This window comes from Halococcus sp. PRR34, assembly GCF_028617175.1.
GTDB lineage: Archaea > Halobacteriota > Halobacteria > Halobacteriales > Halococcaceae > Halococcus > Halococcus salifodinae.
On record NZ_JAQJDA010000022.1, the window covers coordinates 44,583 to 55,431 of the forward strand.

A 10,849-nucleotide genomic window follows, 5' to 3' on the forward strand; every position below is an offset into this window, starting at 1 on the left:
TGGGGCCATGTCGGACCCAATCGAGACGCCGTCCGATCTCCTCCGCCGCGAGGAAATCGAACTCCCGGATTTCATCGGCCTGGGTGGCTACCACTACCGGGATTGCGTCCTCGTATACGTGGTCCGGATCTGGCAGTATCTCCGCGAGAACACCGACAGCATCGACGCTGACAGCTACGACTCAGCCGCTGCATTCGAGAGTGGTCATCGAGAAGCGTTGCTCCGACGAGCGGACGGACTCGGCCTCTCGACCGTTCAGGCGTCGTCAGCGCAGGCTGCAGCACTGCTCATCCAGCAGAAGGGCTTCGAGACGTGGCGCACCCAGCAGTTCGAGCGGCGCGATCGGACGTTCGTCTGGCGACCGACCGACGAGTTCGAAATGACCGAGCGAAAGTACGCCGAGGACATCATCGATGCGTTCGACGAGGAGCACCCGTTCTACGACGCCGCGATGGAGACGCTCGACGGCTCGGACGCGACCCACTCGTCCCAGTCCTCTCACGACTGAGGTTCTGGTGCGCCATATCAAACCCGAGCACAACTGACTGGCTACGTGGGCCGAGATGACGGGACGTGCTCGGCAACCAGTTCGAGAAGTTCCTCTTCGGTCTCCCATCGATGCAGCTGTCCTCGGTTGTCCATGATCTCGAAAAGGTGGGCAAGCATTGCATCGTAGGCGTCGCGTTCTTCCTCTATCGTCAGGTAGTCCTGCTTGAACACGCGCGTCTTCCGCTGGTATCGCTCCCGGTCGAGTTCCGCGAGTTCGAGTTCGTGGCCGCCCTCGTTGTCCTCGAAGACTCCGACGACGAAATCGGCGCGGTCGGCGAAAATCTTGAACTTCACCACGAAGTTCTCCCAGACCTGCTCGCCGATCTCGTCAAGGAGAAACGCGAAATGCGACGCCCCTCGATCGGCCAGTTCGTTTCGCACCGAGCGGAGGCGGGCCTTCTGTGGCTCGTCAAAATTCCCGATCACGAGGTACGCGACGTCGCTATAGCCGAAGTCGCGGAGCAACCCATCGGTCAGAGCGGCGTCCATGAGGCGCTCGATCGCCTCGGGCGTGAGTTCGTCGTCGAGATACGCTTCGGAGTCCTCGATGAGGCGCTTCGGATCGGTTTCACGACCAGCCATCGGTTGCTCGTCGCTACAGCAGGCTCGTACAAGAGCTTACTGATGTAGTTACTGATATAGCGACAGTAGTTATAGCAACTGAATCAGTATTTCCCGAAATGGTTAATGCGCGTGCGGCCCGTAGTGGGAGATAGGAGGAGTCCTCGATGAGCAACAGGGGCGAGACGGTTGGTGAGATCGACACCGAAGGGAGCGACGAGTGGGAGTCGCTTCGACTGATACTCCAAAACTCGCGCGCGAAGTTGCTCCTGCAGATACTCGCCCATCCACAGCGGATGCCGAGCGCTCCCGAACTCGACTATCGGAACCCGAGCATGGAAACGAGTACGGTCCAGTATCATCTCCGAAAGCTCGGGGACGCGGACATCATCGAGAAAGTGAAACTGCCCAAAGGCGAGCGGACGCGCGACCTCCCTTCGACGTTCTTCCGAGTCACCGAGAAGGGCGAGCGACTCCTGAAGCAAGCGAATCTCTACGAAGAGGTCGAGACGTGGCGCGAAGTGTACGAGCAGATGGAACGCACGCCGGAGATCCGTGAGATCGAGGCGATGCCGCGGCCATCCTGAGAACAATCCCCTCAGCTAACGGGCGATCATCCAGTACTTCATGGACGATTCCACCGACACCGACACCGACACGTTCCCCCGCGACGACTCGGGCACTACAGGTGGCTCCGCCGTTGAGGGCTTTCGCCAATTCGGACGATGGCTCAAAGAGCATCTCCACCTCGGAACGACAGCGAACTCCGGAGAAGACTCGGACCAGTAATCTCCGAGCTCCCGCTCGCTCTCTTCCACGGGACTACGATTCTTCGTCTCCGGCGGCGAACGCACTCCCCGGCGAGAACTCCGTCAGCTCCTCAATCTCCTCTTCCAAGCGGTCGACCTCCTGACGCAGTACCTCGGCCTCTGGATCGTCGCTCACCGCCAGCCGGTCTTTGAGCCCTTGGAGCCGGGTTTCTTTGCGTTCCTCATCGACGTCGGCCTTCCGCACATACTCACTTTCGGTGATGTCGTAGACTGCTGACTCAGGGACGGACACCACATCGAGTGCCTCGTCGACCTTCTCGCGGTCGACACCCAGCACCTGCTCGCGGTTGATCCCAGTCTCCTCGAACACGTCGAGCACCGCCTCGTCGTCTTTGAGCGAGCGCTGGTGGCGCGTCGTCCGCTGGACCGAGCCGTACTGGCCGTGGGCCGGGCGGTCGTGTTGCACCCGGTCGAGCAGGACATCGGTCACATCCTTCCGCAGGTCGTTCGCGTTGCGCTGAACATCCGAGAGGAGCGTATAGAGATTAACGAGCTCGGGTGTGTCGACTTCCTCGAGCTCGGTCAGGTCCTCGCGTTCGAGCGCGTCAATCAACAGTAACGCGTCTGAATACACCGAGACGTCCGGTTCCGCACGCTCGTCGGCCTGCTCGTCGTCAGTCGTGGTCGAGAGATGCGGCGTCTCGTTGAGGACCGCGCTCTCGTCAGCCTCCTCGAGTTCGATGATCCGCCCGTCTTCTTGATCAAGCACGTACCGTGGATGGAGCGCGAGGACCGCTGCGTAGGGTTCGGCCTTCGCTGGCAGCCGTTCGAGATCATAACCCTCGCCAGCCGAATCACGGGTGTGCTCGACGAGCGCTTCGAACTGCTCGCGCTGGAGCGGTTGAGAGTGACCAGTATCCGTATCCCCGATGATGATCCGCTGCTGTTGGACGTCAGTAACCCGGAAGCGCCTGGTCGACAGTGGTGTGATCAGTGTGGCATCCTCTGGGAGGTCCTCACAGCGCTCGATCAGCGTCCCCCACGTCGCACCGAACGGCGCAGCCATATCCATCCCTCTCGTGTGGACGCATGAAAACACACGGCCTCTGATATCGCCGTAAACCCATTCAGCCCGACACGGTGAACGTTTATACCGAGGCGTACAGAAAACCAGCAGATCCCGGAGAGGATCTCCTCCACACCATGAGCCGCGATCACCAGTTCACCGTCGGCGACGTCGCCCTCGATACCCATCAGGAGTCGCCCAGTCCAGCAGTGGTGGTGAACCTGCCACCCAAGCACGCCAACGAGTGGACGGCCTACACCGACACCACCGTTGCCGAGGACAACCCCGAGTATCCCGACGAGTCACCCATCGTTGTCGTCGCCTTCTACGATGATCTCGCTGAACGCGCCGAGGAGTTGCTCTGGCCTGAATCGCCTATCCCGTTGAGCGAACTCCACGAGTACGACGTCAAGGACTATGCGTTTCCGGTCGATCGACTCCAACCTGCCGAAGACACCTCACTGGCCGAACGCCACGCGGGAGAGGATCAGGAGACGACCGGGACCAACAGCGAGGGCGAAACCGCCGGCGACACCGATGAGCTTGACGACGGCGAACCTGCAACCACTCGCGAAGACAACGAGGAATCCAACGCGACAGACAACGGTGCCGAACCCGACTTGCACGAACTCCGAGACTATCTCAGAGACAACGGCGTCCGATCCGAAATCGATGACAGGACGGTTATCGTCGAAAAACTGGGTGAGACGTATCGACTCTCCACCGACGAGGTAGTCGAAGGCGACGGTCCGTACCGAGATCGTCTCGAACAACTCGTTAACGACGCTCCAGTGTAGCTACGACACCCATCTCGAATTCAAGGCGGGCCCTGTTTTCGCTCCTCGCCGTTCTGCGTTCGCAGTGCTCTATCTACCTTATGTAACGACTCTCCGCCCAGACGATGGAACGCGTTACATAAGGTTCACAGAGACGGAAAACGAGCCCACGAGTTCGTAGACGGGCCACACTACCGGGATTAGAGATCGCTCTCGGCTTACTCCTCCGAAGACACGTTCCAGTCGGCGACATCATTCCACTCGACATCGTTGAACTGGAGTCCCTCGTCGTCGTTCTCCTCACGATCACCGAAATAGGCATAGCGCGAGACCGCACACAGGTGTTCGACCTGATCGCGACGGGACTCGGGGAGGCCGGTCTCTCGGAGTAACTCGTCGGGTGTTGCGTCGTGATGCTCGACGATGTACCGGCTCGCGCGTGGAGGGAGCGGACTGTCAGTCATGGACTACGAGCCATCACTCCCACCCGTCCCCATCGCTCGCTCGTACCAGAGTCGCGCTCGGAGCGCTTCGGCATCGCGCTTCGCGGTCTGATACTCCTCGTGGTCGGCGGCCCACTTGTACGCAACACCCGGCACCGGGTCGGTGCCGATCCACTCGAGCCACCCCGTCGTCTGTTTCGGCGGGAGTTGTACACGCTTGCCGGCACGCGTCGGCTCTAAACCCACGCTTTCGAGCAACGCCATGACCCGCTCGGCACGAGCGTCAGCTTCAGCGGAGAACGATGCTTGACGCGTCGTCGCGTACTCCGGGGCCGACCACGCCAGCGACCCGGCGGTGGCGTGCCACGCTCGCCCTATTCGAGACGTGAGCCCGCCGCCGGGAAGATCGGCGGGGGCAGGCAACCGCTTCGTATCGGATGATTCGCCAGCAGCTGCGTCACTTCCAGCCTCGGAGGAGTGATACCACTCACGAAGGTGCGAGAGGCCGGGATGGGCGTGCGTGCGGACGACGTACCGCTGTGCTGGTGAGCGGCGTTCGTCCCGAGCGTCCGTGATCCGGACCACCCTTGCCGCGAGCCAGTCGAGTTCCGCAAATACCCATCGCGCGAACGGCCGCCACCGCGTCGAGAGTTGGAAGTGCTTGGTCTCGCCGTTCCCACCAACATGGCCGTCGCCGAGCAGGAGCCCTGCGAGGAGCGTGCGCTGGCGACGGTCGAGTGTCGGCGGCCCGCACGACCCCTTCCAGTGACCCGCGAGTCGCTCGTACTCGTCGTCGCACTCGGGACACCGACCACGCCGGGCGAGTTCGTGGCGTCCCTGTGTTTGTTCTTGACCGCTGGGTCCGGTGGTCACTGGTGGATATTGATCGTCATCTCGTCAGTACCATCAAGCGTCCGGATGGCTTCGGTATCAGGTTGGGTTCGATCGGCTCGATGGTTGATAGCACGTAGGCGGCTCGGGACGGATCACGAATCGTCTGCGTCTGCCTGCCGTCGACGGGCTTCATCGTCGTACCCACCGGTGTCTCCCTCGCGGCGAGCACGACTGACGCTTCTTGACGTAGCCTGATGGGCTCGATGGGAGCCCTCGCCGCTATGCGCCATGTCGAGCGAGCTGTCGGCATCCATCCCCATCTTGGTCGCAGTGAGGGCTGCGTCCTGGTTCGCGCCGATGAACAGAAACTCCCAGTCGTGCTCTTCGCGGTGGTCCTCGACGAGTTCACGGACGCGCTCCTGTGGCGTCTCGGAGGCGTTCTCCTTGCCGTCGGTCAGGGCCACCACGATGACGTTCTCCGGACGCACACCTGCTGGCAGCTTCTCGATCCGACGCTCGGTGTCGGTGATCGCGGTCGCAATGGCGTCGTGGAGTGCGGTCCGTCCACCCGGTGTGTACGTCTCCTCGTCGAGCTGCGGCGCACTGTCGAGTGACTTACCCTCATAGATGCACTCGACGCTATCGTTGAAATCGTAGAGCGTGACGGTCGCCTCGCCGGGTTCGCCATGCTGGTCCTCCAGAAACGTGTTGAACCCCCCGATGGTGTCGTCCCTGATCGTATCCATCGACCCCGACGAGTCGAGAACGAAGGTCACGTGTGTTCGCATATGGCATATGAGGGCTGGCGCTGTATCATCCTTACGCCCATCACACACCACAATTCGGTAGCACAACCGTTCTACGTGCAGATCAGAAGCCTTTGGAGATCAAGGAGAGCGCCGATTTCACTAATAGGGATCATTGGAACAATCCGTAATTTTGTGCGAGTGCTTCCCAGCAGTTGGGAGATACAGCGTGCAAGATACAGGGCGCGTATCTTGCATATTGGGTCGGAAAGGTGTTTTCTCGGGTGACTAAATCGGCGTCTGTTCGCCGTTCGTCATGCGTTAGTCTGGCTGGTTTCGGTTTGTAGATGCGAAGTCGGAAGTTCAGTGCTGATTTTGCACATCGCCTGCGTAATTGCGAGATCTGATGTGCAAATTAGGATAGCGCTTTTCTCTGCGCACGACCCCGAGGGGCGGGTAAAACCCGGACGGTAGGTTCTGCATCCTACATGATGTCACCTGTCCGAACACGGAGGAGAGCCGATGAACGACATCGCTCCGATTATCGTCGTCGATGACGGCGTTGAGATCTCCGACTCACCCTATTCGTTTCTCTCATCAAAAGGAGGGACCGACTGTCCTCCCAACGCAGATTCATAGGTCTTGACTGCTTCTTTGAAATCTGGGTCTTCAGCGTGCTTCTGAGCATATTCTTCAGTCAGTTCCCAATCGTCTGGCCGAGGGCAATGGTGCTCGCAACCCTCACAATAGTCTGTTTTGAACCGCTCAAAAGTATTAGTCAAACTCACGCCAGACATGAATCCTCCATATTGACACCACAAATGCTTCATCCCAAATGATCCTACTCCAATCATTCTCCCTACCGGACTTGGCTTGTATCCTACGTGTAAGTGCTCACAATGTTTATAATATGTTTCTGCGTCAGCGTCTTCCACTGCGCGGTGCGCCATGACAGTCATAGAATCACTCTCTCTTGGATCAGGCGGGTTCTCAAGGTCGACATCGATCCCCTGCATATCAAGGATTGTCTTGGTCATTTCTTGTCGGTCCTGTTCTTCCTCTTTATCAGGGTACTGAGAATTGTCGTATGGATCCGAAACCTCGTGCACACGTTGAATGTCGTCACTCAAATGGGCTTCAAAAGCTGTATCACCGTTATCAGCGGCTACATCCCGTGCTTCAGAGAGATATTCAACTGCAGTATCCGGGTTGCGGTTGTAATAGTAATAAAGGCCGATACCTTTCCGGAGGTTGGCTTCGGTCTCGAGCTCTGGGACGAAATCGGCGAGTTGTTCGGCCTGCTCGACGAGTGGGTGTATATCTACTTCTTCGAATTCCCCATCATCTATTGAATCGCCTTCAAATTTCACACCGTCAGCAGTGGGATCAAGTTCTCCAAGCAGTTGCAGCTGCCGCCGAGCCGCTAAATAGTCGATGACTTCGGCGAGTGCAACAGCGTAAGCATAGTATTTTTCATTTTCGAGAAGAAAAGCTAATTCATGACTGATCCCCGCCATCGCCCCCAATTCGTTTTGTAACAACTCCGCAAAAGCTTCGTTTCTCGCATAGTCGAATTCTGGCGCTCCGAACCCGTCAACTGATTGTATTCGGTCGGTAGCGAGCTTTTCGCGTCGCTTTTCAGCAAAGACGAAAAGCCCAGCAACATGCTGAAAGATGGTAGCCAAGCGTCGGTCCACTTCCAAATCGAGCTCAGAAGCAAGTTCAGCAGCTTTGTGCGCGAATTCGGCCATTTCAACGGCTTCTTCACCTTTTTGTGGGTTGCGCAGGAAGTACTGAACGAAGAGTGCCTTAACAGTAGCTTCATCATCGTAACCAACATCTAAAATCTCGCCGATTGATTCTCGGGCTTCTTCCTCATCGCCTTTTTTCAGGTTCTGCTGTGCAATGAGAAGGGTGTGACCACGGTAGCTAAGTCGCTCGTGTTTGGCGTGTTCTCGGAGCTCCACGAAATCGTCGGGCGTGAAAGCAATTCCTTCCCCAATATTCAGTCCTTGTTGCTGTCGACGTGTGATCCGGCTCTGTGTGCGATTAACGGCCTGCTCAAGACGCTCGTAGTCGGTGATGACCTGGTTTCGTGAAATCTTGATCCGAACGGTTTGTTGACTGCGCCAGTTGGGCTTTTCCGTGTTAAGATCGTCCCAGATGTACTCTTGGATAACACGCCAGTAGATTTCTTCGGTGTTATCGTCATAGATAGCCAGTAAGACTGGGATTGGCTGGTCAATATATTGCTCAAGATGACGAACTTCCATATCTTCGTGTACGGTGTCAATCTCCGGATCGAACCGGGTGGTCGATTTTAGCTGGATGAAAAAATGCTCGCTGAGAACACTCTGGGACTTCTCGTCCTCTCCATCGTCTGGTTCGTCGGTGAGATTAATGATGAAGTCGATGCCATAGTCGTTGTTGTATTTCTCGACAGCGTATGGACGTAGTTGGACAGCGAGCTGTCCTTCGCCTACCTCATCGACTTCCTGATTGCTACTCCGCTTAGTCATCCAATCAGCAATAGACGCTTCGTATTAGAAATATCTCACGCCACTCAGCACAAATGGCGAGTGAAAGACGTAAATCCACTACTAGCTCATTGTGACACCCGCCGAGAAGCCAGTATCTTCAATCGTCGTTGAGAGGAATCGTCTCTTCATAACGTCGAATGCCGTACCGGAGCAGCGCGGCGTGTAGGCAGTGAGTCTCACCGCACCTGTTGCTGAATCCAACCTCTGTATCTCGCACGTCGATTTCAACAGAACAACAACCTGGGATGTGAGAACTCTGAAAATCAGTGCGAATTCGTGTAGGTGTCCGCCGGGAACGAGACGGTGATCTGATTTACTACTCTGCGATGACAGATGCAGAAACGGACGCTATGGCATGTCCGGATCGCCCGTGACGAGCCAGTTGACCAACCGATCCACGCTCCGGAAGCCACGTTTGTTCCACGCACCGCTTTCCTCGGGTGGTGGTTTCTCCGGATCGCGATCGATAGCACCATCGGGCGGCGAACCGTCGCGGTCTTCGTTCGTGGTCGACGTACCCAGTACGAGGCGAGTGAGGAGCCGATCCAGCCAGACGGATCCGGGCTCGTCGCCAGTCCCGCCCTCTCTCCGCGGCGGTTTCTCGGGAGTGCGATCGATGGTCTGATCCCCTCTGGCCATATCTACTACCAAGGCCTCCGTAGACTTAAACGAACGGCGGGAAACACTTCGAGGCGTGAAACGGTCGCTGCTTCTCGTCGCGCTCATCGCTCTCCTGGTCCTCGCCGGCTGTAGCGAGGGAACCACGAACACCACTCCAGCCACCAGCATGGACACTCTGATCGGCGATCCTGGGACAAGCACGCTCTCAGGGGACGCCACAACACCCACTGCGGCCGCGACGACCACGTCGGAAACACCCTCAGAGAGACGGACAGCCACACGAACCCGAACACCGACCTCGACAGCAACCGCCACCGAAAGCGCAGCCACGACCGCACTCTCAACGTCGGGCCAGACGACATTACCAGCCGCCTCGACGCAACCCGCTCCCAGCGACGGTCAGGGACGACGGGCGACGGTCACTCGCGTCGTCGATGGCGATACGGTCGAAGTTGAATTCGCTGACGGCACCACCGACACGATCCGCCTGCTCGGCGTCGATACCCCCGAGACAACGCTCTCGCGGACCGACCCGCCGGAGTTCGAGGGCATTCCTGATACGGCTGCGGGGCGCGACCACCTCTACAACTGGGGGCAGCAAGCCAGCCAGTTCGCCAGCGATCAACTCGCCGGCCAGCAGGTCCGCGTCGTGATGGATCCCGAGTCCGACGAGCGCGGCAGCTATGGCCGATTGCTCGCGTACGTCGTCTACGACGGCGGCACGAACTTCAACCTCGAACTCCTCCGACAGGGCTACGCTCGCATGTACGACAGCGAATTCGTCCGCCGCGACGAGTTCGCCAGCACTGAGGCACAAGCCCAGTCGAGTAACGTCGGTCTCTGGGACTTCGACGGAGCGGCGGCGACAGCCACCGCAACCCCTCGCTCCGACGGGGAAACCGTGAGCGGGAACGGCGGCGGTGTTGTGACGCCGACCCCGAGCGGCCCGGCGTCGGATCCCTACGACTGCTCCGATTTCGACACGCGCGCTCAGGTTGAGGCCGTCTTCGATCCCGACAGCGACGTCTTGGGACTGGATAGTGATGGCGATGGCGAAGCCTGCGAATCACTCTGACTCGACGGAGGCCTGCCAGTCATCGTCGATCTGGAAGACGAACTCGGTGAACGCGAGGCCCTCCTCAGCCGTGATCGCCTCGGCAAGCTCCCACGCTCGTTTCTCGCGTGCGTCGAGATCCCGCGCGTCGCCAGCGAAGCGAACCAGCGCCTCCGCGATGATCAGTCGGTCCTGAGGGTGCATCGGTCCGGGATGGTTCCGTCATCGGTCAAAAAGCTCGGCACCGCCGCGAGTCACGTCGGCAGGTGCTGCTCGGAGACGTCAGGACACGTTCGTCGTCATTACCATCCGTCTTTAGCTAACTCCAGCGGTTGATTGAGCAGCGGTAGCGAGCCGTTCCTGAAGGATTGGACGCTCTTGGTGAATTTTCTGGGCGTCCGCTGCCATTCGCTCTAACAACGGAGGCGGAGAGTAGTCGAGGTAGTTGCTGAGTCGTTTGAGGATGCGCTGGGCGTGCGACCGAAGGGTCGCCGCCCAGCGTTCCGGCGGGAACACCGCATCCTCCTCTGCGTATTCGATTACCAAATCCAGCAGCGCACGGCTCACCACCAACGTCAGAATCGCTGCATACAACAGAATCTCTACAACCGCAGGGCTGGACGTGTCGAACTCGTCGAGGTCGTACAGCGTCTTCAGCTCCCGAAACAGCAATTCCACCGCCCACCGATAGCGGTAGATCGTCGCTATATCCGCCGGCAAGAACCACTTTCGCGGCAGGTTCGTGATGTAGAAGTGGTAGTCGTCGGCGGCCGCGGTGGGGGCGCCCCCCACCCGGGGACCCGGAGTATACCACCAGCGCGGGGCCGCCGAAGGGGCACAGCGGAAATAAACAAAGAACACCACAAACACAAAAATTAGGTGGGGATAC

The 10,849-nt window shown here is 58.7% G+C and carries 14 protein-coding genes; 5 read left to right on the top strand and 9 right to left on the bottom strand.

Going from position 1 to position 10,849, the window contains the following annotated elements; translation table 11 throughout:
- The first annotated feature begins 7 nt into the window (after positions 1-7).
- Positions 8-508 (top strand): hypothetical protein, encoded by a 501-nt coding sequence (locus PHA81_RS17860; protein WP_273837917.1) that lies wholly within the window; start codon positions 8-10, stop codon positions 506-508.
- A gap of 41 nt (positions 509-549) precedes the next feature.
- Here PHA81_RS17860 and PHA81_RS17865 read toward each other — a convergent pair whose 3' ends face one another.
- Complete coding sequence (locus PHA81_RS17865; protein ID WP_273837918.1) at positions 550-1,131, bottom strand: hypothetical protein; 582 nt, start codon at positions 1,129-1,131, stop codon at positions 550-552.
- Positions 1,132-1,277: 146 nt separating this feature from the next.
- Here PHA81_RS17865 and PHA81_RS17870 point away from each other — a divergent pair, with 146 nt between their 5' ends.
- Together PHA81_RS17870 and PHA81_RS17875 are read left to right on the top strand one after the other, a co-directional pair.
- Positions 1,278-1,697: an ArsR family transcriptional regulator gene (locus PHA81_RS17870; protein ID WP_273837920.1), complete on the top strand. Its 420-nt coding sequence runs from the start codon at positions 1,278-1,280 to the stop codon at positions 1,695-1,697.
- 40 nt (positions 1,698-1,737) lie between these two features.
- Positions 1,738-1,899 carry a hypothetical protein gene (locus PHA81_RS17875; RefSeq protein ID WP_273837923.1) on the top strand — a complete coding sequence of 54 codons (162 nt, stop codon included), beginning with the start codon at positions 1,738-1,740 and terminating at the stop codon, positions 1,897-1,899.
- Between the two features lie 33 nt (positions 1,900-1,932).
- On the opposite strand, the gene PHA81_RS17880 is transcribed toward PHA81_RS17875, so the two are convergent.
- Positions 1,933-2,946: a hypothetical protein gene (locus tag PHA81_RS17880; protein ID WP_273837925.1), complete on the bottom strand. Its 1,014-nt coding sequence runs from the start codon at positions 2,944-2,946 to the stop codon at positions 1,933-1,935.
- Between the two features lie 137 nt (positions 2,947-3,083).
- Between PHA81_RS17880 and PHA81_RS17885 the strand changes: the two genes are divergently transcribed.
- The gene (locus PHA81_RS17885; RefSeq protein WP_273837927.1) at positions 3,084-3,743 is read left to right on the top strand and encodes a hypothetical protein; all 660 of its coding nucleotides are present in this window, start codon (positions 3,084-3,086) and stop codon (positions 3,741-3,743) included.
- Between the two features lie 197 nt (positions 3,744-3,940).
- On the opposite strand, the gene PHA81_RS17890 is transcribed toward PHA81_RS17885, so the two are convergent.
- The 5 genes from PHA81_RS17890 to PHA81_RS17910 all read right to left on the bottom strand — a co-directional run bounded on the left by PHA81_RS17890 (position 3,941) and on the right by PHA81_RS17910 (position 8,924).
- Complete coding sequence (locus PHA81_RS17890; RefSeq protein WP_273837930.1) at positions 3,941-4,186, bottom strand: hypothetical protein; 246 nt, start codon at positions 4,184-4,186, stop codon at positions 3,941-3,943.
- Between the two features lie 3 nt (positions 4,187-4,189).
- On the bottom strand, positions 4,190-5,038 hold the full coding sequence (locus PHA81_RS17895) for a hypothetical protein (RefSeq protein WP_273837932.1): 849 nt from the start codon (positions 5,036-5,038) through the stop codon (positions 4,190-4,192).
- A 113-nt stretch (positions 5,039-5,151) separates the two neighbouring features.
- Positions 5,152-5,787: a vWA domain-containing protein gene (locus PHA81_RS17900; protein ID WP_273837935.1), complete on the bottom strand. Its 636-nt coding sequence runs from the start codon at positions 5,785-5,787 to the stop codon at positions 5,152-5,154.
- Positions 5,788-6,326: 539 nt separating this feature from the next.
- The gene (locus PHA81_RS17905; RefSeq protein WP_273837937.1) at positions 6,327-8,264 is read right to left on the bottom strand and encodes a DUF4365 domain-containing protein; all 1,938 of its coding nucleotides are present in this window, start codon (positions 8,262-8,264) and stop codon (positions 6,327-6,329) included.
- A gap of 369 nt (positions 8,265-8,633) precedes the next feature.
- Positions 8,634-8,924 (bottom strand): hypothetical protein, encoded by a 291-nt coding sequence (locus tag PHA81_RS17910; RefSeq protein WP_273837939.1) that lies wholly within the window; start codon positions 8,922-8,924, stop codon positions 8,634-8,636.
- 55 nt (positions 8,925-8,979) lie between these two features.
- Here PHA81_RS17910 and PHA81_RS17915 point away from each other — a divergent pair, with 55 nt between their 5' ends.
- Positions 8,980-9,981 carry a thermonuclease family protein gene (locus PHA81_RS17915; protein WP_273837941.1) on the top strand — a complete coding sequence of 334 codons (1,002 nt, stop codon included), beginning with the start codon at positions 8,980-8,982 and terminating at the stop codon, positions 9,979-9,981.
- Here the strand turns inward: PHA81_RS17915 and PHA81_RS17920 are convergent.
- Complete coding sequence (locus PHA81_RS17920) at positions 9,973-10,164, bottom strand: hypothetical protein (RefSeq protein WP_273837944.1); 192 nt, start codon at positions 10,162-10,164, stop codon at positions 9,973-9,975. The two genes, PHA81_RS17915 and PHA81_RS17920, sit on opposite strands and share 9 nt — an antisense overlap.
- Before the next feature lie 111 nt (positions 10,165-10,275).
- Positions 10,276-10,849, bottom strand: a 574-nt coding sequence (locus PHA81_RS17925; protein ID WP_273837946.1) for a transposase, incomplete at its 5' end; no start/stop codon positions are given.

Coding starts and splice junctions, on each gene's coding strand:
- PHA81_RS17890 (WP_273837930.1), bottom strand. CDS start 4,186: ATGACTGACAGTCCGCTCCCTCCACGCGCGAGCCGGTACATCGTCGAG.
- PHA81_RS17860 (WP_273837917.1), top strand. CDS start 8: ATGTCGGACCCAATCGAGACGCCGTCCGATCTCCTCCGCCGCGAGGAA.
- PHA81_RS17910 (WP_273837939.1), bottom strand. CDS start 8,924: ATGGCCAGAGGGGATCAGACCATCGATCGCACTCCCGAGAAACCGCCG.
- PHA81_RS17905 (WP_273837937.1), bottom strand. CDS start 8,264: ATGACTAAGCGGAGTAGCAATCAGGAAGTCGATGAGGTAGGCGAAGGA.
- PHA81_RS17900 (WP_273837935.1), bottom strand. CDS start 5,787: ATGCGAACACACGTGACCTTCGTTCTCGACTCGTCGGGGTCGATGGAT.
- PHA81_RS17920 (WP_273837944.1), bottom strand. CDS start 10,164: ATGCACCCTCAGGACCGACTGATCATCGCGGAGGCGCTGGTTCGCTTC.
- PHA81_RS17880 (WP_273837925.1), bottom strand. CDS start 2,946: ATGGCTGCGCCGTTCGGTGCGACGTGGGGGACGCTGATCGAGCGCTGT.
- PHA81_RS17870 (WP_273837920.1), top strand. CDS start 1,278: ATGAGCAACAGGGGCGAGACGGTTGGTGAGATCGACACCGAAGGGAGC.
- PHA81_RS17885 (WP_273837927.1), top strand. CDS start 3,084: ATGAGCCGCGATCACCAGTTCACCGTCGGCGACGTCGCCCTCGATACC.
- PHA81_RS17865 (WP_273837918.1), bottom strand. CDS start 1,131: ATGGCTGGTCGTGAAACCGATCCGAAGCGCCTCATCGAGGACTCCGAA.
- PHA81_RS17875 (WP_273837923.1), top strand. CDS start 1,738: ATGGACGATTCCACCGACACCGACACCGACACGTTCCCCCGCGACGAC.